General features: G+C 74.7%; 22 protein-coding genes and 1 pseudogene. 10 read left to right on the forward strand and 13 right to left on the reverse strand.

The features are described 5' to 3' along the window. Positions 1-42 precede the first annotated feature (42 nt). The gene (locus CKY47_RS08095) at positions 43-321 is read left to right on the forward strand and encodes a hypothetical protein (protein WP_306745049.1); all 279 of its coding nucleotides are present in this window, start codon (positions 43-45) and stop codon (positions 319-321) included. 46 nt (positions 322-367) lie between these two features. Here the strand turns inward: CKY47_RS08095 and CKY47_RS08100 are convergent, their stop codons facing one another. Beyond that, positions 368-1,165, reverse strand: coding sequence for a class I SAM-dependent methyltransferase (locus tag CKY47_RS08100; RefSeq protein ID WP_306745050.1), 798 nt, complete (start codon positions 1,163-1,165; stop codon positions 368-370). A gap of 486 nt (positions 1,166-1,651) precedes the next feature. On the opposite strand from CKY47_RS08100, the gene CKY47_RS08105 reads away from it, so the two are divergent. From CKY47_RS08105 to CKY47_RS08115, 3 genes are read left to right on the forward strand one after another with little or no spacing between them, the layout of a single operon-like run. Next, complete coding sequence (locus tag CKY47_RS08105; RefSeq protein WP_306745051.1) at positions 1,652-2,572, forward strand: glycosyltransferase; 921 nt, start codon at positions 1,652-1,654, stop codon at positions 2,570-2,572. After that, a complete protein-coding gene (locus CKY47_RS08110; RefSeq protein WP_306745052.1) occupies positions 2,569-4,458 on the forward strand; it encodes an ABC transporter ATP-binding protein in 1,890 nt (629 codons plus the stop codon). The genes CKY47_RS08105 and CKY47_RS08110 overlap by 4 nt, the downstream gene beginning before the upstream one ends. Beyond that, a complete protein-coding gene (locus tag CKY47_RS08115; protein WP_306745053.1) occupies positions 4,443-6,227 on the forward strand; it encodes an ABC transporter ATP-binding protein in 1,785 nt (594 codons plus the stop codon). The genes CKY47_RS08110 and CKY47_RS08115 overlap by 16 nt, the downstream gene beginning before the upstream one ends. A gap of 48 nt (positions 6,228-6,275) precedes the next feature. Here the strand turns inward: CKY47_RS08115 and CKY47_RS08120 are convergent, their stop codons facing one another. From CKY47_RS08120 to CKY47_RS08130, 3 genes are all read right to left on the reverse strand, one after another. Next, positions 6,276-6,815: an SLATT domain-containing protein gene (locus CKY47_RS08120; RefSeq protein ID WP_306745054.1), complete on the reverse strand. Its 540-nt coding sequence runs from the start codon at positions 6,813-6,815 to the stop codon at positions 6,276-6,278. Further along, entirely contained in the window at positions 6,812-7,174 is a 363-nt protein-coding gene (locus CKY47_RS08125) for a DUF4231 domain-containing protein (protein ID WP_306745055.1), read from the reverse strand. Before CKY47_RS08125 ends, CKY47_RS08120 begins: the two co-directional genes overlap by 4 nt. Positions 7,175-7,598: 424 nt before the next feature. Then, entirely contained in the window at positions 7,599-7,871 is a 273-nt protein-coding gene (locus tag CKY47_RS08130; protein WP_306745056.1) for a hypothetical protein, read from the reverse strand. A gap of 190 nt (positions 7,872-8,061) precedes the next feature. Between CKY47_RS08130 and CKY47_RS08135 the strand changes: the two genes are divergently transcribed. After that, positions 8,062-8,931 (forward strand): AraC family transcriptional regulator, encoded by an 870-nt coding sequence (locus tag CKY47_RS08135; protein WP_306745057.1) that lies wholly within the window; start codon positions 8,062-8,064, stop codon positions 8,929-8,931. A 40-nt stretch (positions 8,932-8,971) separates the two neighbouring features. On the opposite strand, the gene CKY47_RS08140 is transcribed toward CKY47_RS08135, so the two are convergent. Continuing rightward, positions 8,972-9,418 (reverse strand): MarR family winged helix-turn-helix transcriptional regulator, encoded by a 447-nt coding sequence (locus CKY47_RS08140; RefSeq protein ID WP_306745058.1) that lies wholly within the window; start codon positions 9,416-9,418, stop codon positions 8,972-8,974. Between the two features lie 71 nt (positions 9,419-9,489). Between CKY47_RS08140 and CKY47_RS08145 the strand changes: the two genes are divergently transcribed. Beyond that, a complete protein-coding gene (locus CKY47_RS08145; RefSeq protein WP_306745059.1) occupies positions 9,490-9,864 on the forward strand; it encodes a VOC family protein in 375 nt (124 codons plus the stop codon). A gap of 9 nt (positions 9,865-9,873) precedes the next feature. Here the strand turns inward: CKY47_RS08145 and CKY47_RS08150 are convergent, their stop codons facing one another. Then, complete coding sequence (locus tag CKY47_RS08150; protein ID WP_306745060.1) at positions 9,874-11,982, reverse strand: putative bifunctional diguanylate cyclase/phosphodiesterase; 2,109 nt, start codon at positions 11,980-11,982, stop codon at positions 9,874-9,876. 84 nt (positions 11,983-12,066) lie between these two features. Then, positions 12,067-12,882, reverse strand: coding sequence for an SAM-dependent methyltransferase (locus CKY47_RS08155; RefSeq protein ID WP_371320635.1), 816 nt, complete (start codon positions 12,880-12,882; stop codon positions 12,067-12,069). A 157-nt stretch (positions 12,883-13,039) separates the two neighbouring features. Here CKY47_RS08155 and CKY47_RS08160 point away from each other — a divergent pair, with 157 nt between their 5' ends. Further along, complete coding sequence (locus CKY47_RS08160; RefSeq protein ID WP_306745061.1) at positions 13,040-14,362, forward strand: cytochrome P450; 1,323 nt, start codon at positions 13,040-13,042, stop codon at positions 14,360-14,362. A gap of 17 nt (positions 14,363-14,379) precedes the next feature. Next, positions 14,380-15,381: an alpha/beta hydrolase gene (locus CKY47_RS08165; RefSeq protein WP_306745062.1), complete on the forward strand. Its 1,002-nt coding sequence runs from the start codon at positions 14,380-14,382 to the stop codon at positions 15,379-15,381. 65 nt (positions 15,382-15,446) lie between these two features. On the opposite strand, the gene CKY47_RS08170 is transcribed toward CKY47_RS08165, so the two are convergent. Continuing rightward, entirely contained in the window at positions 15,447-16,121 is a 675-nt protein-coding gene (locus CKY47_RS08170) for a class I SAM-dependent methyltransferase (RefSeq protein WP_306745063.1), read from the reverse strand. 84 nt (positions 16,122-16,205) lie between these two features. Here CKY47_RS08170 and CKY47_RS08175 point away from each other — a divergent pair, with 84 nt between their 5' ends. Further along, positions 16,206-16,823 carry a helix-turn-helix domain-containing protein gene (locus tag CKY47_RS08175; protein ID WP_306745064.1) on the forward strand — a complete coding sequence of 206 codons (618 nt, stop codon included), beginning with the start codon at positions 16,206-16,208 and terminating at the stop codon, positions 16,821-16,823. On the opposite strand, the gene CKY47_RS08180 is transcribed toward CKY47_RS08175, so the two are convergent. The 4 genes and pseudogenes from CKY47_RS08180 to CKY47_RS08195 form a co-directional block, all read right to left on the reverse strand. Beyond that, a complete protein-coding gene (locus tag CKY47_RS08180) occupies positions 16,801-17,943 on the reverse strand; it encodes an RNA polymerase sigma factor (protein ID WP_306745538.1) in 1,143 nt (380 codons plus the stop codon). The two genes, CKY47_RS08175 and CKY47_RS08180, sit on opposite strands and share 23 nt — an antisense overlap. 23 nt (positions 17,944-17,966) lie before the next feature. Next, positions 17,967-18,374 (reverse strand): YciI family protein, encoded by a 408-nt coding sequence (locus tag CKY47_RS08185; protein ID WP_306745065.1) that lies wholly within the window; start codon positions 18,372-18,374, stop codon positions 17,967-17,969. A 102-nt stretch (positions 18,375-18,476) separates the two neighbouring features. Beyond that, on the reverse strand, positions 18,477-18,950 hold the full coding sequence (locus CKY47_RS08190) for a universal stress protein (protein WP_306745539.1): 474 nt from the start codon (positions 18,948-18,950) through the stop codon (positions 18,477-18,479). Positions 18,951-19,118: 168 nt separating this feature from the next. Continuing rightward, positions 19,119-19,448 (reverse strand): annotated as a pseudogene (locus CKY47_RS08195) (universal stress protein); the annotation flags it as partial. 293 nt (positions 19,449-19,741) lie between these two features. Here CKY47_RS08195 and CKY47_RS08200 point away from each other — a divergent pair. Next, positions 19,742-20,440 carry a hypothetical protein gene (locus CKY47_RS08200; protein ID WP_306745066.1) on the forward strand — a complete coding sequence of 233 codons (699 nt, stop codon included), beginning with the start codon at positions 19,742-19,744 and terminating at the stop codon, positions 20,438-20,440. Here the strand turns inward: CKY47_RS08200 and CKY47_RS08205 are convergent. Further along, complete coding sequence (locus CKY47_RS08205; protein WP_306745067.1) at positions 20,370-20,765, reverse strand: ATP-binding protein; 396 nt, start codon at positions 20,763-20,765, stop codon at positions 20,370-20,372. The two genes, CKY47_RS08200 and CKY47_RS08205, sit on opposite strands and share 71 nt — an antisense overlap. Positions 20,766-20,847 lie beyond the last annotated feature (82 nt).

The following is a 20,847-nucleotide window of genomic DNA, read 5'->3' on the forward strand; positions in this document are numbered from 1 at the left end:
AGGCAGACGGACCGGGCTGAGGCGGACGAACGGAGCTGGGCAGTGGACGCGGAGCGGGAACCAGTGGTCGACGCCGAGATCGTCGCGGACGACGCGCCCCGGCACGCGGTGCCGGCCGGCGACTACGGCGAGGACGGGGTGCCCACCTTCGAGCACGTCCGCGACCGCATCGAGAACCGGGTCGCCACCGGCATCGGGGCCGAGGAGCTCGCCCGCGCCACCCCGGAGGCCCAGTCGGTCGAGGACCGGTTCGAAGCGCGCCGGCAGGCGGGGCTCGACAAGCTGGAGGAGATCCGCCGCTCGATGCGCGGCGACGCCTGAGCGTCCTCGCCCCGCCGGATCACGCCTGCGTCGGACCTCCGTCACGTCAGACCTCCGTCGTGCCGGACCGCTGTCCGCCGAGCCGTCGGACGCGCAGCACGCCGGTCAGCATCGGCAGGGTGAAGTCGCCGACGGCGGTTTCCGGCCTGCTCGCGAGGAAAGCGCGGACCCGGCCCACCGCGGCCTCCCGTTCCGGTTCCGGGAGGACCAGGACCCCGGCGGGCGTCGCCAGGGTCGCGACCAGGGAGTCGGCGGTCCGGCGCTGCTCGTGCGGGAACTCGGCCTGCTCCGGCGAGCCGAACCGGGCCGTCACGGCGACCGGCCCGGCCCTGCCGGTGTCGGGGAGGTGCAGACCGGCCGTCGCGGCACGCCAACGGCCGAGCGTGTCGCGCGGGCCGACCCGTTCGAGTCCGGCGACCCGGTCGACCCGGTCGTCCAGGACGTTCCACAGGCCGGCGAGGACGCCGCCCGGGGCGAGGACCCTGGCCATCTCGGGGCCCGCCGCGGCCAGGTCGAACCAGTGCAGGGCGTTCCCGGCCGGCACGGCGTCCACGGACGCGTCCGGCAGCGGGATCGCCTCGGCGCTGCCCCGCAGGGCGCGGACGGCCGGCAGGGCGCGGCGCAGTTCGGCGAGCATGGCCGGGTCCGGCTCGACCGCGACGACGTCGACGCCCAGTCCGACCAGCGTGCCGGTTCCCGCACACAGGTCCAGCACCCGCGTGCCGGGCGAGGGTTCCAGCGCCCAGCGCACCGCGGCCCGCGCGTAGTCCGGGCGGTGCTCGGCGTAGGCGCCCGCCGCCGCGCCGAACGACGAGGCCAGTCGTGACCGCGCGTCCTGTTCCACGTGGTCACCCTGTGTCCCGGTCGGTCGAGGAGGCGACAACCCGCGAACGCGGGGTCCCGACACGGCGGTCCCCGACGGGCTGTGGGTCGAGCCCTGCGACGCCGTCCGTGCGCTGGGCCCTGGAGGTCCGACCGCGCCACCCCGCGGCGTGTCCGTCCGAAGAGGACACCGGCTCGGCTCGGCGAGTCGGTGGGGACGCGATGGGGACACCACCGCCCGCCACGGCCACCGCGTGAACGGGAAAGCACGCTGTCGCGATACCGCGGAACGGGCGATCACGGCTCGACGGCGACCACCTCACGGGCCGTTGTCGACGGGTCCACCCGGCCTCCGAAATGAGACGGCCGACGTTGCCGGGACTTCGTGCGCGGTGTTGACCGGCGCTCACGCGCGTCGGCAGACTTGCGCGGTGATCGCCCGGAATCGCCCCGAGAGCGGATCTCCCTCGTCGCCTCGGCCGGCCGGCACCTCCGAAGGAGAGCTTTCGTGGGTAGCTCGTTGCGCTGCACCGTGATCATCCCGACCTACAACAGGAGGCGATTACTGGAACTCACGCTCGGCGCGCTCGCCAGGCAGGACCTGCCGCGTGACCGGTTCGAGGTGCTGGTCGTCGACGACGGCTCCGACGACGGCACGGAAGCGGCGGTGCGGGGCTTCGAGGACCGCCTCGACCTCCGGTACTTCCACCAGCCCGACGAGGGCTACCGGGTCGCGCGGGCGCGCAACGTCGGCATCCGGCACGCCCGCGGTGAGGTCTGCGTCTTCGTCGACTCCGGCGTGCTGCTGCACTCGGCGAGCCTGAGCGCGCACGTGGCCGCCCACGAGGCCGCCGCGGAACCGTTGGCGTTGAACGGGTACGTGTACTGCTTCAACCTCGACAACGAGGACGCCCGGCTCATCCGCGAGGTCGTGGACGTCGACGACGTCGACTCGACCACCGCGCACCTGGCCCGGACGGGGTCGTGGCCGGACGTGCGCGAACCGTTCTACGCCCGGCACTCCGACGACTTCGGCCACCTCCCGGCCCCCTGGTTGATGTACTGGACCTGCCACGCGTCCGCGCGCACGGAGCAGGTGCGCTCGGTCGGCATGTACGACGAGGCGTTCCGGCAGTGGGGCGGGGAGGACCTCGACCTCGCCTACCGGCTGCACCGCGACGGCGCCCGGTTCGGCGTGCTCCGGGAAGCCGCCTCCATCCACTACCCGCACGAGAAGGACCACGGCGAGAACAGCAGGTCCGCCCTGGAGAACTACCGCTACATCGTGGACAAGTACCGGACCCCGATCATCCGGCTGCTGGTCGAGGAACCCCCGATCCGCTTCTCCGCGTTCAACGACGTCGTCGCGGAACGCGGTCTGCCCCGGTGCGGCGAGCACCTGGCACGGGCGGGGTCGTCGGGGGGATGACCGGCATCGGGAACCGCTCCTGGGTGCGCGCCGCGCGCGAGCAGTGGGCCGCACGACGGGACATCGCCCGGCTGCTCCCCCGCGCCGGAGGTCCGCTGGTCGCCGCCTCGGTGGGGGTGAACCTGCTGCTGGGCTGCCTGCCGGTGGTGTTCACCGTGGCGACGGCGATGGTGCTCGGGCGGGTCCCGGCGGCCGTGGACGCCGGGGTGGACTCCGGCGCCTGGGACTCGCTGGTGGCGGTGTTCGGCGTCGCGGCCGGCGCGTTCGTCGCCAGGCAGCTGCTCTCCCCGGTCGAGCGGGCCCTGGGCGAGTTGACGACGCGCCGCGTCGACGGCCTGGTGTTCGACGAGCTGATGGCCGCGTCGCTGCGCGGCCCCGGCCTCGGCCCGCTGGAGGACCAGCGGGCCCTCGACGCGCTCCGGACCGCCGCGCGGGAGGTGGAGTTCGGGGTCCAGAGCCCCGGCCGGGCGGCCACCGGCCTGCTCGCGCTGATCGCGCGGTACACCGAGCTGACCGGTCAGGCGGTGGCGGTGGGGGTGGTGTTCTCGTGGCCCGCGGCGGCGGCGCTGGTCGTCACCGTGCTGCTGTTCCGCCACGGCCAGCGCGGCGGGCTGCGCCGGTACGCGAGGAGCCGGTCCCTGCTCGCCGCCGAGCAGCGCGAGATCGACTACCTGCGCGAGCTGACCGGCGGAGCCGCCGCCGGCAAGGAGATCCGGGTCTTCGGCCTCGCCGGCTGGCTGCGGGGGCGCCTGCGGGACGCCCACCTCCGCTTCCTCGCGCCCCTCTGGGCCGAGCGCCGCGCCATCTACCTGTGGCCGTTCGTCCGGCTCGCGGTCGTGGGCCTCGCGGTCACCGGCGCGGTGTTCGCGGCGCTCGGCGCGACGGCGCACGGGATGACGCTCACCGGGTTCGTCCTCGTCGCGACGGCGACGCTGAGCCTGCTGCGGCTGGCCGAGCACTACCCGGAGGCGGACCTGCCGACCGCGATCGGCATGCGGGCGCACGACGCGGTGCGACGGTTCGCAGAGCACGTCGACGCGCACGACGAGGCCCCCGACCCCGCGCCGCGGCGGGCCGTGCCCGAGCCGGTGGGCGCCATCCGGTTCGAGCGGGTGGGCTTCCGCTACCCCGGTCGGCGACGGGCGGTCTTCGACGGCCTGGACCTGACGATCCCGATCGGCCGCCGCACGGCGGTCGTCGGCGTGAACGGCGCGGGCAAGACCACCCTGGTCAAGCTGCTCGCCAGGCTCTACGAGCCGACCTCCGGCCGGATCACGCTGGACGGCGTCGACATCCGCGCGTTCCCGGTCGACGAGTGGCGGGCCAGGATCGGCGTGATCTTCCAGGACTTCGTGCGGTACGAGTCGTCGGTCGCGGACAACGTCGGGCTCGGCGCCGTCGACGCGCTGGACGACCGGGCGACGATCCGCGAGGTCGTCGACTCGGTCGGCCTGACGGAGGCCGTGGCCCGCCTCCCGAAGGGGCTGGACACGCCGCTGGCGCGGCACCTCACCGGCGGCGCGGAGCTGTCCGGCGGCCAGTGGCAGCGCGTCGCGCTCGCGCGGGCGCTGTTCGCGCTGCGCCACGGCGCGCGGGTCGTGGTGCTGGACGAACCGACGGCGAGCCTGGACGTGCGCGCGGAGGCCGGTTTCTTCGAGGAGTTCGCCGACCTCGCCGAGGGCGCCACCACCCTGCTGATCTCCCACCGGTTCTCGACCGTGCGGCACGCCGACGTGATCGTCGTCCTGGAGCACGGCCGGGTCACCGAGCAGGGCGGCCACGCGGAGCTGCTGGCCCGCGGCGGGCGCTACGCGGAGCTGTTCCGGCTCCAGGCGGACCGGTTCGTCGACGCGGTGGAGGGGTCGGTCCGGTGGGGGTCCTGCTGACCGGCGCGCGGACCATGATCGCCACGGCGTGGCGGTCGGACCCGCGCAAGACGGCGGTGGCGGTGGTCCTGATGGCGGCCGGCGCCGTCGCCGCGCCGCTGCTGGCCGCCGCGCTCGGGTGGATGACCCGCGAGGTCGTCGCGGGCGCGCCGGGACGCGCGGTGCTCGCCGGGGTGGCCGTCGCCGTGCTGGCGGTGGCGGTGCTGGCGTTCTCGCACTTCGCCCACCTGGCCTACTACGAACTCTCCGAGCTGGCCGAGCTGGACTTCGACGAGCGGGTGGTCGAGGTGTCGAACGGTTCGGCCGGCATCGAGCACCACGAGCGGGCCGAGCACGCCGACACGTGGACCGTGCTGCGGCAGGAGGGCCGGCAGTTCCGGACCGGGCTGGAGGCGCTGCTCAACGGTGTCGGCCTGCTCCTCGCCGTGGTGCTCACGGCGGTCCTGCTGGCCGGGCAGAACCCGCTGCTGCTGTTGCTGCCCGTCGCGGCGGTGCCGCCCCTGCTCGCCGGACGCGCGGCCGAGCGGGTGCTCGACCGGGCCAGGACGGCGACCGCCGAGCCGACCAGGGCGGCGCTCAACCTGTTCCACCTGGCCACGTCCGCCCGCCTGGCCGGCGAACTGCGGGTGTCCCGGGTCCAGGGCGAGCTGCGCGCCCGGCACGGCCGGCTGTGGGCGGAGGCGACGCGGGGCCTGTGGCGCGCGCAGCTCACCGCGACGTGCCTGCGCGCGGCGGGGCAGGTCGTCTTCGCGGTCGCGTACGTCGCGGGCGTGCTGCTCGTGGTGCGCGACGCGATGGCCGGGCGGCGCGGCGTCGGCGACGTCGTGCTGGTGATCGTGCTCGCCGCCCAGGTCAACCAGCAGGTCGCCACGGCCGTCTCCCTCCTCCAGGACCTCCAGCGGATGGCGGGCGCGTACCGGCGCCTCACCGAGGTCACCGCGTCGGTGGTGGCGGACGACCCGGCTCCGCGCCGCGGTTCGCCGCCGCGGCGGCTGCACGACGGGATCACGCTCGACGGCGTGGCGTTCACCTATCCCGGCACCGACGCCCCCGTGCTGCACCGGGTGGACCTGCACCTCCCCGCCGGGGCCACCGTCGCGGTCGTCGGCGGGAACGGCGCCGGCAAGTCGACCCTGGTCAAGCTGCTCTGCGGGTTCTACCGGCCTTCCGAGGGCCGGGTCCTGGTCGACGGTGCGGACCTGCACGGCATGCCGGTCGACGAGTGGCGCGCGCGGATCGCCGCCGGGTTCCAGGACTTCGTCCGGTACGAGTTCCCGGTCCAGCGGGTGGTCGGCCTGGGAGACCTGCCCAGGGCGTCGTCGGAACAGGCCGTGCTCGCGGCGCTGGACCGCGCGGACGCCGCCGGTGTGCCGGCCGGCCTGCCCGACGGCCTGCGCACCCACCTCGGCAAGAGCTACGCGGACGGCGTGGAGCTGTCCGGGGGCCAGTGGCAGAAGCTGGCGCTCGGCCGGGCGCTGATGCGCGAGGAGCCCCTGCTCCTGGTCCTCGACGAGCCGACGTCGGCGTTGGACCCCGAGGCGGAGCACGCCCTGTTCCAGCGGTACGCCGAGCACGCGAAGCGGGTCGCGGCCCGGACCGGCGGGATCACCGTCTTCGTGTCCCACCGGTTCTCCACGGTGCGCTCCGCCGACCTGATCGTCGTGGTCGAGGACGGCCGGGTGGTGGAGACGGGCGGCCACGCGGCGCTCACCGCCGCCGGGGGTCTGTACGCGGAGCTGTTCGCGCTCCAGGCGAAGGCGTACGGCTGAGCGTCCCGGTGGGCGTCCCGGTGGGCGCCGCCGTGGGCCGTCGCGTGGTCAGGACGCGGCACGGGTGCGCGACGCCCGCCACATGGTGTGCTCGCGGCTGATCGCCTCCTCCGCGTCGGCGACCTCCGCCGCCCAGGTGGTCTCGTCGGTCACCGGCAGCTCCAGCCGCTCCTTGACGATGCCGAGTTCCTGGGAGGCGTAGGCGTAGGCGCGGGCCAGCGTGGAGTACTGCTTCGTGCCCGACCACGCCGCCGCGGCGGCGATCAGCACGCCCGCGACCCCCGCCAGGTCGAAGCCGATGACGCCGAAGGCCCGGGCGAACGCGGCGACGATGCCCGCGGTGGCGAACGCGTAGAGGACCTGCTGCGCCCGTCGCGCCTTGCGGCCGTTGTCGTCGGACTTGCGCGCGTACCAGGCCTCCTGGTCCCGGATGCGGCGCTCGACGCAGGTGTTCCTGCGCGTCGCCAGGTCCGCCGCGCGCAGGTCGCGCATGGCGGGGCTGATGGTGGGGCGGCCGGGCAGCGTGATGCCGCTGTTCGGGCCGTCCTTGAGCAGCGCGGCCACCTCGCCGACGAAGCGCAGGGTCACCTCGCGTTCGTCCCGCCGAGGAGGAAGGGCGAGCCGCCGACGGCGTAGCGCCAGCCCATGCTCTTCGCCGACTCGGCCAGAGCCCGGCCGTCGTACCACGTGGCCTCCGGCGAGCTGCCGCGGAAGTGCAACTCGACCAGCAGCATGACCAGCAGTGACACACCCGTGCCCACGGCGGCGACGTCGACCTCGCCGGCCTTGAGGGCGAACACGCCGAACACCGCCGCGAGGACGGCGAGCACCAGGCGGGCACCCAGCGCGTGCAGGTAGGCCCGCTGACCGCGCTGCGACATCGCGTCGGCCATGTGGAACAGGGCGGGCCGGTCGTCGTCGGTCGGCGTTCTCTTCTCCGTCGGCACGCGCTCTCCGTCCGGTCGTCGGGACGGGCGGGTGGGTCGGTGGGCCGGGTCGGGCGCGGACCGGCGCCGCTCGTCCTCGTCCGGGCCGCCCGCCGACGCGGACCGGCCCGACCTCGCGATCGCACGTCTCGACAGCCCGGCGGAAGGTCTTCAGCGCGTCGCGCTCGTACCGGGGCTCCGCGCGGTCCCGGCGCCGGTCCTCCGGCGGTCCCGTCCTGTCGTCCGGTGATCGGGAGGGGAAGGCGAGGGTGCTCCTGTGCCGCGCGGCGTCGGCTCCCGGCCGGGGTGCTCGGGGACCGGCGCGCGCGGTCGCGCGGACGCCCCTGCGGATCGACCACGACCACCCCCGTCCGCGGAACGCCCTCCCCCGCGGACAGGCTACGGCGACCCGGCGGCGCGGTGCCGGCTTCCGCCCGATCCGGTGTCAGTGGCCCGTCAACTCCATGACCAGCAGCAGGAGCGAGAACGCGAGCTGGGCCCCGCCGACGACCCAGCCCGCGACGGCGGTCCAGTCGAGCCGGTAGACCCGGTCGGTCGCGGTGGACAGCAGGCCGAGGGTGACGGCGACCGCCGCGACCCCGGGGCTCCCGACCGGGACCAGCCAGCTCAGCAGTGCCAACCCGAACGAGAGGGGGCCGAACCAGGCGGCCTTGCCGGGGCGGTCCTTCACCGGCCGACTGCGGGGCAGGTCGTGCACGACACCTCCGGAGCGCGACGCGGCGCTGACCCGTGCGCGCCGACCACCGTGGCCTCCACGCTATCGTGCGCGCCGTCGTGCCGCCGTGGACAGGCCGCGAGCGGGTGCGCGGTCGGATGACCGGATCGGTCCGCGAAGGTCGGGCGGGACCGGGGCGGCGTCCGGCAGGGTCGAGGTCGAAGGAGGCCCCGTGGTCCCGGCGCTCAACCGGCTCGTCGACCTGGTCGAGGAGCGGCTCACCGACGAGTTCGACGTCGGCGCGCTCGCCAGGACGCTCGGCACGACCGAGTACCACCTGCGCCGGATGTTCTCGTCGTTGGCGGGCATGCCGCTGTCGGAGTACGTGCGCCGGCGGCGGATGACCGTGGCCGCCGGTGACGTGGTGCGGGGTGAGGACGACCTGCTGGGCATCGCCGTGCGGTACGGCTACGGCTCGACCGAGGCGTTCGGTCGGGCGTTCCGGTCCGTCCACGGCGTCGGTCCCCGGGACGTCCGCCGGGACGGTGGCCCCCTTCGCTCGCAACCGCAGCTCAGGTTCCGCCTGACCGTCGAAGGGAACACCCCCGTGGACACCCGTCTCGTCGACCGACCCGCGTTCCGGCTCATCGGGCACGCCGCCCGCGTCCCGCTCGTCCACCACGGCGTCAACCCGCACATCCAGCGGCACGTCGCCGCCCTGCCCCCGGAGGAGCACCTGCGGCTCAAGGCGCTCGGTGACGCCGAGCCCGCCGGTCTGCTCCAGGTCTGCGACGACCTCGACCCCGACAACTCCGAGGGCAGTGAGCTGACCTACCTGCACGGGGTCGCCGTCTCCGCGGACGCGCCCGTCCCGGACGACCTCGACGCCATCGGGGTGCCGGCCGGCCGGTGGGCTGTCTTCCGCAGCGCCGGGCCCCACCCGCAGGAGTTGCAGAGGACCTGGGCGGCGACCGCGACGGACTGGTTCCCCGCCAACCCGTGGCGCCTGCGGCCGGGTCCGTCGATCGTCGCGGTCCTCGACCGCGCCGAGGACTTCAGCACCGCGACCTGCGAGCTGTGGCTGCCCGTCGAACCGGCGTGACGGCCGTGCCCGTCGCCTCCCTCCGCCGGGCGGCGACGGGTCAGGCGCGGAGCTGGTCGGCCAGGCGGGTCAGGTAGCCGGCGAAGCGGGTGCGGTCCTGGTGGCTCCACGTCGCGGTCAGCTCGGCGAACCTGGCGCGCTGCCACTCCTCCGCGGCGGCCACCAGGGCGAGGCCCCCGGGCGTGGGCCGGACGCGGGTGGTGCGGGCGTCGGCGGTGTCGCGGTGGCGTTCCAGGTAGCCGTCGCGGTGGGCGGCGGTGACCATGCGGCTCGCGCCGGACTGGTCCAGGCCCAGGGCGGTGGCCAGGTCGCCGACGGTGGGGGCGGAGCCCTTGGCGGCCAGGGCCGCGGCGGTGGTGACGACCAGGACGTGCTGCGCGGTCGGGGGGTCGTCGGCGCCGTGGGCTGCCGCGCCGCGCGGCCAGCGCCGCGACCAGTACCTGACCAGGCGGAACAGGGCCGGGCCGCCGTCCGGGCTCGTCGTCACGTGGACCAGCCTAGCCATCGTGTGCGGATCGCATCTAATATGTGTGCGAATCGCATATGATTGGAGCGGCAATGGGTGTCGTCCTGGACCACGTGGTCGTCCGCTCGACGGACCGGCGCGCTTCGGCGCGCTTCTTCGCCCGGTTGCTCGGACTGCGGGTGGAGCCCCCCGCCGGACCGTTCGCGCCCGTGCGGGTCGGCGACGCGCTGACCCTCGACTTCGACGACCGCGGGCCGGTGCTGCCCGGCCACTACGGCTTCCTGGTCGACGACGGCACCTTCGACGCCCTGCTGGGGGTGCTGGCCGAGGACCCCGGCATCCGCTACGGGTCCGGGCCCGGCAACGGGTGGGACCGGCGGATCAACACCCTCGCGGGCGGGCGGGGCGTGTACGTCGGCGATCCCGACGGCCACAGCTACGAGTTCTTCACCGCCCGGCCGGCCTGACCGGGCCGCTCAGGGGGTGGAGCGCGACCGGAAGGCGTCGGGGGGGTCGTCCGGGCCGAAGTGCGGACCGGTCGCCAGGTCCGCGCCGACGTCCCGCCACCACGTCGCCTGCTCCTCCGTCGCCACGCCGTCGACCACGACGGTGATGCCGGCGTCGCGCAGCACGGGGACCAGGGCGGTCGCGTACCCGGCCCCCGCCCTGGTCCGCAGGTCCACCAGGCGCCTGGCCACGCGGACCGCGCGGACGCCGAAGTCCTGCGCGGCGGCCAGGTCGTCCGGCCCCAGGGCGAAGTCCTCCAACGCCGTGCGCACGCCCATCTCCGCCAGCACGCCGAGGTTGTCCGCCGCCTCGGGCACCGTCACCACGCCCACCGGCACGCCGACCACCAGCCGGTCCGCCGGCAGGCCGGTGCGCTCCAGGACCCGCACCACGCGCGACACGAGGTCCGCGTCGGACGCCTGGTGCTCGGTCAGGGCGATCGTCAACGGGGGCACCGAGGCGGCGCGCTGCCGCCACCACCGGACCTGGCCGGCGGCTGCTTGGAGCAGCCACTCCCCCAGCGGCAGGATGAAACCCGTTCCCTCGGCCAGCTCCACGCACCGCTCGTGCGGCACGGGCTCCCCCGGCCGCGCCCAGTGCAGCACCGCCTCCGCGCCCGCGACGGCGCCGTCGGCCAGCCGCACCACCGGGCGGTAGCGGACCTCGACCTCGCCCTGCTCCCACGCGCCCGGCATGCCGAGGGCCAGCGCGTGCGCCGACCGGTCCGCCGCGTCCTGCTCCGGGTCGAACAGCATCCACTGCCCGCGCCGCCCGGCCTTCGCGCGCCGCAGCGCCTGGTCGGCCGCGCGCAGCAGTTCGGCGTGGTCCTGCTCCCGGGACGTGCCGCGCACCACGCCGATCGACGCGGACACCGCCAGGCCGATGTCGTCGACGTACAGGGGTTCGGCCAGCTCCCGGTTGACGGCGGCCGTGATGGTGGCGACGTCCGGGGTGGTCGCCGTGTTCTCCACGAGGATGCCGAACTCGTCGCCGTCGAACCGGGCGACCATCGCCTTCTCCAGCGCCAGCAAGGACTTCAGCCGCTGCGCCACGTGCACGAGCAGTCGTTCGCCGGTGCGCCACCCGAAGCTGTCGCACACCATGCCGAACGCGTCGAGGTCGAGGTGCAGCAGCGTCACGCCGTGCACCGGGTCGGCCCGCCGCACCGCGCTCTCCAGGTGGCTGCCGAAGAACTGCCGGTTCGGCAGGCCGGTGAGCACGTCGTGCAGCGCCTGCCGGTTCAGCTCGCTCTGGAGCAGCACCAACTCGGTGCCGTCCTCGACGACCACGACGAAGTGGCCCGGCGCGCCCCCGGCGTCGCGCAGCAGCGACGCGGTCAGCGAGATCCGGGCGACGTCGCCGTTCCTGCGCAGCAACCGCTGCGACTGCCGGACCCGGTCCCGCCCGCCCTCCACCACGGCCCGCATGGCGCCGCGCAGCACGTCCACCGTCTCCGGGTGGACGAGGTCGAACAAGGCCTTGTCGGCGAGTTCGGCCGGGGTGAGGTCGAGGATGTCGCAGATCGCGCCGTTGACCCGCACGAGCCGCCCGTCCAGGGCGACGATCGCGATGCCGCTCGACGACGACGTGACCACCTCGTCGAACCGCGCCTGGCTCTCCTTGAGGTTCCACTTGGCGTCGCGCACGGCCTTGAGCAGCGACAGCTGCATCCGTTCCTGCTGCTCGAACACGGTCCGCCGGTTCGCGACCAGGAAACCGGTGGCCAGCGCGCCGATCGCGAGCGCGACGCGGTCCGCGTGCGCGGCGGGCGGCTGGAGCTCGGGCAGCGCCGGGAGCCCCTTGCCGAGGGCCTCGGCGGTGCAGCGCAGGCCCTCCTCGCCGACGTACCCGAGCGAGACGACGTGCTCGCCGACCCGTTCGACCGCGGCGGTGTCGAACGGCTCGCGGGTGATGGCCTCGCACAGGGCGTCGACCTGCTCGCCCAGTTCCCGGTCCAGGTCCGCCGAGCTGAGCGGGATCACCTCGGCGCCGCTGAGCAGGTACGCCCACTTGCGCGCGAGGAGCTCCCGCGCGTGGGCGCCCGGTCGGGGATCGGGTGCGGAACCCGGCTGCGACATCGGTGACAGACCTGCTTCGATCGGGACCTCGACGGAGAGCGGGACGACAGGAGCGGGGAGCCGGGAGCGGACGCGGCGACGGCGTCAGGGCTTCCGGGCGACCCCGCCGTAGATCACCATGTTCATCTCCGGGGTGTCGGACATGTCGCCCCGCCGGCTGGGCCGCCACGCGGCGCACCCCACCACACCGGGCTCCACCAGCTCGAAGTCGCCGAACAGCCGGACCACCTGGTCGTGCGGGCGCTCGGTGAGGTTGTCGGCGCTGCGGCTCTCCCGGATCAGGCCGGTCACCTCGGCGAGGCGCTCGTCCTGGCCGTCCGCGGTCACGTGGGTGATCGCCAGGTGGCTGCCGGGGGCCAGCGCGTCGCGGTAGCGCGCCATCAGCGCCCACGGGTCGTCCCCGTCCGGCACCCAGTGCAGCATCATCAGCACCAGCAGGCCGATGGGCTGGTCGAAGTCGAGCAACCCCCGGGTCTCCGGGTGCCCCAGGACCGACTCGGGATCGCGCATGTCGGCGTGCACGATGGTCGCGCGGTCGTCGTCGGCGAGCATCAACTCGCTGTGGGCCACCGCGATCGGGTCCTTGTCCACGTACACGACCCGGCACCCCGGGTCCTCGGCCTGGGCGACCTCGTGCACGTTGGCCACGGTCGGGATGCCGGAACCGATGTCGAGGAACTGCCTGATCCCCTGGTCCGTCATGTAGCGGACGGCCCGACCGAGGAAGGCCCTGTTCACGCGGGCCGCCGAACGCGCGTCCGGCATGACGCGCTCGACGTGCACGGCGAGTTCGCGGTCCACCGCGAAGTTGTGCGCGCCGCCGAGCAGGAAATCGTACGTGCGCGCCATGCTCGGAACGGACACGTCGACGCTCCGGGGAATCCACTCCCGTTGGACCACCGCACACACCCCACTTCGTAAGAGGCATCATCCTAGCGACCGGCGGATGGCGTCAATTGCATCGTCGGGGTGGGCGAGACCACTCGATCGGGCTCTGTCACCCTCACCCGAACGGCTTCTACTGTAACCCATCCCCGAAATCCGGCTAGGAGCTGACATGCCTGTCCCGGTGGCTCCGGGTCGCCTTCCCGTGCTCGGCCACACCATGCCGATGCTGCGCCGGCGGTACGCGTTCACCGCATCATTGCGGAATTGGGGCGACATCGTGCGGGTCGATCTCGGAACGATGCGCACCTATTTCGTGACGAATCCTCGCCTTGTTCACGAACTGCTGGTCACCAAGGGTTCCTCATTCCGCAAGGGTGCGTTGTTCGACAAGTTCCAGCCGATCTTCGGCAACGGCCTCGCCACGTCGAACGGCGTGTTCCACCGCCGGCAGCGGCGGATGGTGCGGCCCGCGTTCAGCGGTGAGCGCCTCGCCCTGCACGCGGGGACCATGGCGCGCGCGGCGGCCGGGCTGGCCGCGACGTGGCGCCCCGGCGAGGTGCGCGCGGTCGAGGAGGACGCCCAGGCGCTGGCCGTCACCGTCGTGGGTGAAGCGCTGTTCTCCACCGAGATGGGCGAGCGCGCGGTCGAGGAGGTGCGCCGATCCATCTTCACCGTGCTCAAGCACGGCATGGTCCGCGCCGTGTCGCCCTCGTTCGTGGAGAAGCTGCCCCTGCGGGGCAACCGCGAGTTCGACGGGGCCATCCGACGCCTGCGCCGGATCGTGCTCGACGTCGTGCGCGGGTGGCGGGAGGACGGCGCGGACCGCGGCGACCTGCTGTCGATGCTGCTGATGGCCCAGGACGCGGACACCGGCGCCGGCATGTCCGACGAGCAGGTCCACGACGAGGTCATGACGCTGCTCGTCGGCGGCATCGAGACCACCGCGCTGGCCCTGGCCTGGACCTTCCACGAGTTGGCCGCGCACCCGGCGGTCGAACGCCGGGTGCACGACGAGGTGGACGAGGTGCTGGGCGGTCGCACCCCCACCTTCGCCGACACCCGGAAGCTGACGTACCTCAACCAGGTGGTCGACGAGGTGCTGCGGAAGTACCCGGTCTGGTTCCTCATGCGACGTGCCCTGGCCCCGGTCGAGCTGGGCGGCGTGGTGCTGCCCGAGGGCGCCGAGGTGATCTTCAGCCCGCACGCCCTGCACCACGACCCGGCGTCGTTCGAGGACCCGCACCGCTTCGACCCCGACCGCTGGTCGCCCGAACGCGCCGCGACGATCCCGAGGGGTGCGTTCGTCCCGTTCGGACTCGGCGCGCGCCAGTGCGTCGGGCACCTGTTCGCCCGCACCGAGATCCTCGTCGTCGCCGCCACCGTCGCGGCGCGGTGGCGGCTGGTGCCCGTGCCCGGCAAGCCCGTGCGCGTGAAGTTCACGTCCGCCGCGTATCCCAGCGGGATGCTGATGACGGCGGTCCCCCGGAACTGAACTGGAGGTCGTTCTCCGTGGGTTGGTCGCGTTTCCGCCGATTCGGCGCCGTCCTGCTGCTCACCGTCGGCGTCGGTCTCACCCCCGGCACGGCCGGTGCGGCGCCGACCACGTGCGAGGACGTGGAGGTCCCGGTGGGCGTCGGCCAGCCGAGGCAGTCGATGCACGGCCGGCTGTGCGTGCCCCGCGGTGCGACGACGGTGCAGGTGCTGGTGCCCGGCGGCACGTACAACAGCGCGTACTGGGACATCGGCTACGCCCCCGAGAGCCGGTCGTACCGGCTGGCCGTGAACCGGGCCGGCATCGCCACGGTGGCCGTCGACCGACTCGGCAGCGGGCGCAGCTCCAAGCCGCTCAGCGGGCTGGTGACGGTGTCCGCGCAGGCCAAGGCGGTCCACGAGGTGGTGCGGTCGCTGCGGCCGAGGTTCGAGCGGGTGGTGCTCGTCGGTCACTCGATCGGGTCGGCGATCGCCACGACGGAGGCGGTGGCGTACCGCGACGTGGACGGGGTCGTGATCACCGGGCTCACCCACCAGATCAACCTGCCGGGCGCCGTGCCCGTGTTCAGCACGCTGATCCCGAGCCTGCTCGACCGCGACGTCGAGGAGGGCGGGCTCGGCTACCTGACGACCGTCGCCGGGACGCGCTACTCGTCGTTCCACCGGCCCGGCGCGACGGAGCCGGGGGCGATCGCCTTCGACGAGGCCACCAAGGACGTCGTCACGGCGACGGAGACGGTGGGCACGGTGCTGATCGGCAGCCTGATCCCGGTGTCGCGGCGGATCACCGTGCCGGTCATGCTCGTCATGGGCGGGGACGACGGGAACTTCTGCGGCCCGCCGCTGGGCGCGGACTGCTCGTCGGCCGAGGCGCTGCGGGTGTCGGAGGGGCGGTTCTACGCGCCCGAGGCCCGGTTGCGCACGCACGTCGTCCCCGGTTACGGGCACTCGCTCAACTTCTCCGCGAACGCGCCGGACTACCACCGGGCGGTCGTCGAGTGGACGAAGGGGATCGGCTGATCCCGGCGGGGGCGTGACAGGGGACCGCCCCCTGCCACCTCCCTCCTCTGTGGACGGCCGGCCGGTCAGCGGCGTCGCGTCGCGCGCACGACGACGTCGTGCAGGGGCACGGCCCGACCATCGGGCGCGGTGAGTGTCCGGGTGCGCTCCTCGGCGGTGACGACCTCCCAGTCGTCCGGGTCCAGGCGGGCGGTGATGCCGGCGGCGGTGGCGGACGCCTCGGCGGGCGGCGGGTGCCCCCCTGCGTGTTCGCGCCCGGTGTGCCCGTGCCCTGCGGTGTGCCCGTGCCCGCTGTGGGCGTGCGCCTCGACGTGCGCGTGCCCCACGATGAGCAGGGTGCCGCCGGGGGCCACCCACCCGGCGATCCGGTCGTGGAACTCCGACTGCGACGTGGCCGGGTGGGCGTAGTGCGTGGTCACCAGGTCGAAGCGCGCGTCCGGTTGCCAGGTGGTCAGGTCGGCCCGGACCCACGTCGGGGCGTCCCGGGAACCGGTGTCCCGCGCGGCGGCGCGGGCCAGGACGTCGGCGGAGATGTCGGCGGCCGTCACCCGCCACCCGCGTGAGGCCAGCCAGATCGCCTCGGTCCCCTCACCGCACCCCGCCTCCAGCGCCGTGCCGGGGGGCAGGTCGCCGACCTCGCGGACGAGGTGCGGGTTCGGCTCGACCGCCTTCCCGCGCCCGTCCCGGGGCACCCGCCGCCAGTGCCCCTCCCAGTAGTCCTCGTCGAAGTCGTGCGTCATCGGCTCCTCCTCGGTCGTCCACCACGATCGTGCGGGCGGCTCGCCCGACGCGCAAACCACGTTGCCGAATGGCAAAATGGAGGGGTGGACGAACTCGTCGATCGCGTGCTGGACGCCGTCGGACCGCGGTTGAAGGGCCTCCGGCTCCGGCGGGAGACCACGCTCACCGCCCTCGCGGAGCAGACGGGCATCTCGGTCAGCACCCTGTCCCGGCTGGAGGCGGGGCTGCGCCGCCCCACCCTGGAACAGCTCCTGCCGCTGGCGCGCGTCCACGGCGTCACGCTCGACGAGCTGGTCGACGCGCCGCCGACGGGAGACCCCCGCGTCCACCTGCGACCGCTGGCCTGCGAGGACGGCTCCACGGTCCTGCCCCTGACCCGCCGCCCCGGCGGCATCCAGGCCTACAAGTTCGTCCTCCCCGCGGGGAGGGACGACGCCCAGCCGGACCTGCGCAGCCACGAGGGTTTCGACTGGGCCTACGTCCTCAACGGGAGGCTCCGCCTGGTCCTCGGTGAGCACGACCTGGTCCTCGACGCGGGGGAGGCTGCCGAGTTCGACACCCGCACACCGCACTGGTTCGGGGCCACCAGCGCGGGCCCGGTCGAGTTCCTGAGCCTCGTCGGCAGGCAGGGCGAACGCGCGCACGTCCGCGTCGCGGCCCGGCGCGACACGACCGGCGTCAGCGGTCCGGACGGGCGTTGAGCCGGGCGGCCTGGCGCGTCAGGTGGTCGCGTTCGGCCAGGTTGGGCGCCTTGTGGGCCGCCTCGGCGTACAGGCGCGCCGCCGTCGCCCGGTCGCCGTCCCGCTCGTGGAGGTACGCCGCCGCCGCGGTGTGGCGGGGCAGCGAGTCGTCCAGCGCCGCGAGCGCCGCCAGGCCGGCCCGGGGTCCGTCCGCCTCCCCCACCGCCACCGCGCGGTTGAGCCGGACGACCGGGTTGTCGGTCAGGCGCGCCAGCTCGTCGTACCACTCGACGACCTGCACCCAGTCGGTCTCCTCGGCGGTGGGCGCGTCGGCGTGCAGCGCCGCGATGGCGGCCTGGGCCTGGAACTCGCCCAGCCGGTCGCGGGCGAGGGCCGCCTGGAGGATCGCGACGCCCTCCGCGATCAGCGCGGTGTCCCACCGGCCGCGGTCCTGCTCGGCGAGCGGCACCAGGCTGCCGTCCGGTGCGGTCCGCCCGGCGCGCCGGGCGTGGTGGAGCAGCATGAGGGCGAGCAGCCCCGCCACCTCGGGGTGGTCGACGGCGGTCGCCAGCTGCCGGGTGAGCCGGATCGCCTCGGCGGCCAGGTCGACGTCGCCGGAGTAGCCCTCGTTGAAGACCAGGTAGAGGACGCGCAGCACGGTGGCGACGTCGCCGGGCTGGTCGAACCGCACGCCGGAGACGGTGCGCTTGGCCCGGCTGATGCGCTGCGCCACCGTCGCCTCGGGCACCAGGTAGGCCGCGGCGATCTGGCGGGTGGTCAGCCCGCCGACGGCGCGCAGCGTGAGCGCGACCGCCGACGACGGCGTCAGGGACGGGTGGGCGCACAGGAAGTACAGCCGGAGCGTGTCGTCCACCGCGGGCACGGGGCCGTGCTCCGGCTCCTCGACGGCCTCCTCTCGCCGGCGGCGGGCGGCGTCCGCGCGGGTCGCGTCGAGGAACCGGCGCCACGCCACGGTGACCAGCCAGCCCTTGGGGTCGCGCGGCGGGTCGGCGGGCCACACGCGGACCGCCTCGACCAGCGCGTCCTGCACGGCGTCCTCGGCCGCCGCGAAGTCGGCCCCGCGGCGGACGAGGACGCCGAGCACACCCGGTGTGAGGCTCCGGAGCAGGGCCTCGTCCACCGGCCCCCGCCCGTCCGGTGAGCTCACTCGGTGATGGTGGGCGGGGCCGCCAGGAACGGGCGCACCTCCAGCCACTCGTGGATCGGCTTCCCGCCCGCGCCGGGCGCGGCCGACAGCTCACCGGCCAGCTCGACGGCGCGCTCCCGGCTGTCGACGTCGATCACCATCCACCCGGCGATGAGGTCCTTGGTCTCGGCGAACGGACCGTCGGTGACCGGCGGGCGGCCCTCGCCGTCGTACCGGACGAACATGCCCTCGGGGGCGAGCGCCTGACCGTCGACGAACTCGCCGGTCTCCTCCAGCCGGGCCGCGAAGTCCCGCATGTACTGCACGTGGTCCGTGATCTCCTGGGGCGTCCACTGGTCCATCGGCACGTCGTTGACCGCCGCCGGTGCGCCGCGGTAGTGCTTGAGCAGCAGGTACTTGGCCATCGTGGTTCTCCTCGGTGCCGGTGCGACCGCCATTGTGGTCGCGCTTCACCCGGGGGACGGAGCCGGCCGCGGGTTCTCGACACCACCGGCCGGGATCTCGGACTACTTCCGCGTGGTCCCCTCGGCGGTGACCGGCTCGTCGGGGTGCTCGACGTGGCCGGCGGGGAGCACGACGACCGGCACGGTGGCGTGCCGCACGCAGTGCATGCTGGTGCTGCCGAGCACGACCTGCCGCACCCCGCTGCCGCTGCGCGAGGCGACGACCAGCATCGCCGCGTCCCGCGCCAGGTTCTCCAGCGCCTCGGCGGCCGGGCCGCGCACCGGCACCCGGACGATCTCGGGCAGCTCCGAACGCCCCTCCGAGGCCGCGCGCACCGCGCGGTCGATCAGGGCCTCCGCGCGCGCGACGGCGTTCCGCTCGGTCGTCATCGTCCAGTCGGCCAGGGGCTCGTAGGCGTAGGCGTTGACGACGTGCAGCGGCACCCGCCGCCACACCGCCTCGTCCATCGCCCACCGCAGCGCGCGGTCGCCCGCGGGGGTGCCGTCGATGCCGACCACGATCGGACCAGTGCTCATGACTCCACCTCGTCGAGTTCGATGATCTCCGGCGGTCCCGGTACCACAACCTGCCACCGGGTGGGGCGGGCAGGACGCCCCGGCCGGTCGGACCACCCGGTCGGAGGACAGCCGGCCGTCCCCATCACCGCGCGACGACACCCGACGGGCACGGGGTTCCCGCCCGGCGTCCCTCCGGCCGCCCTGTGACGGGGCCGGGGGTCCGGGGTAACCGCGGGTGGGCGGGAGGTGGGCGTGCACGAGCGGGAGCGGCACGCCGTGGCGCACGGCTTCCGAGGCCGCCCACCCGGTGGCGGCCGAAGCCGAGGCCGAGCCGTCCACTCCGACCACGATCGGGGCACTCATCGCAGGTTCCTCCGCAGTCCGCCGCCGGCGATCACGCTCGCCCCTCCCGATCGCCCCTGGGGACGCGGCCGGACCGGGACACCGGCCTTTGGTCCTCGTCCACCAGGGACCGATGGCCGTGTGCGGACGGCCCTCCCCCGGCGCGCTGGCCATCGTCCGCCACGGTGGGCTGCGCGACTTCGACGACGAGACCCGCCGGCTGGCCGCGGCCGTGCCGAGGCGGCGGACCGACCGCAGGCCGTTCCGCGCCGCCCCGGTCCCCACCGCGCACCGGCACGCGCTGGTCCGGGCGGCCGAACGCGAGCGCTCCTGGCTGCACGCCGTGACCGACCGCGGGGAACGCGCCCGGTTGCAGGCGCTCGTGGCCGAGGCGCACCGCGTGCAGGCCGAGGACCCGGCGGCGGGCCGAGCCGGCCGCGTGGACGGGGCCGCGCGGCGCGGACGGCGTGCCGCCCGCCTCGGCCGGGGTGCGACCGGCGCCGCAGGACGAGTGGGCGTTGCGCGACTTCGGGGGTGTCGAGCGCGTCCCCGGCAAGGACTACGAGCCCGACCCGCTGGTCGTCGTGCTGTGCTCGTTCACCGACGGCCCGCTCGCCGGGCTCCAGGCCGGGCAGGCCCTGCAACGCGTCCTGCTCACGGCCACCGACCTCGGCCTGGCGGCGTCGTTCCTGTCCCAGGCGGTCGAGGTGCGGTCGGTGCGCCAGGAGCCGCGCCACTCGATCGGCGGGGCCGTCGTCCCGCAGAGCGTGCTCCGCGTCGGGTTCGGCTCACCGGTGCCGCCCACGCCGCGCCGCGCGGTCGAGGACCTGCTGCCGGAGGGCGTCCCACGACCGGGCGGTGACCGGCGGCGTGACCCTGCCCGCAAGGCGCGGTGCGGACCGGAGGGACATCAGCCTTCGGCCCGCACCGCGCCACCAGACCGGTACGGGTGCTGGTTGTTCAACATCACCGCGTCGAACTGGCCGGGCCACCGGGGTGGCCCTTCCGTGCACTGCGCAGTACCGGCACCGTCCAACTACCCCGCCGGCGCGCGGGCTATTCGGCTCGACGGGCACCAACATCCCGACGCCGGCCTCAGGCGGCCGGCACGGTGGCCCACACGACCTTGCGATCACCCCTCCGCCACACGCCCCACGTCCGGCTGAGGTTGTCGACCATGACCAGTCCGCGCCCGCGGGCCTCCCCCCGCGTCGACGCGCCGAGCCGGAGCACACCGGCGGGTGCGGCGTCGTCGACCTCGACCCGCACGGCGCCGTCGGGTCGGCGGGACAGGCGCACGGCGAGCAGCCCGCCCGCGTGGTCGTAGGCGTTGGAAACCAGTTCGGTGATCACCAGCTCGACGTCGCAGAGCAGGTCGGGGCACGCGTCGGCCAGCCGGCTCCGCACCCACTGCCGCAGCCGGCCCAGGGGCGGAGCCTCCTGCGGCGAGAAGCCGAACTCGCCGCCCGGCTCACGGGTCTCGGTGTCCACGGGCCTCCCGGGTGCTCGCTGTCGCGGTGCCGCGTCGGTGCGGCCGCCAGTGGTTACCCGGTGCACCCGCGCCAAACCTCCC

Source organism: Saccharothrix longispora (genome assembly GCF_030852425.1).
Lineage (GTDB): Bacteria > Actinomycetota > Actinomycetes > Mycobacteriales > Pseudonocardiaceae > Actinosynnema > Actinosynnema longispora.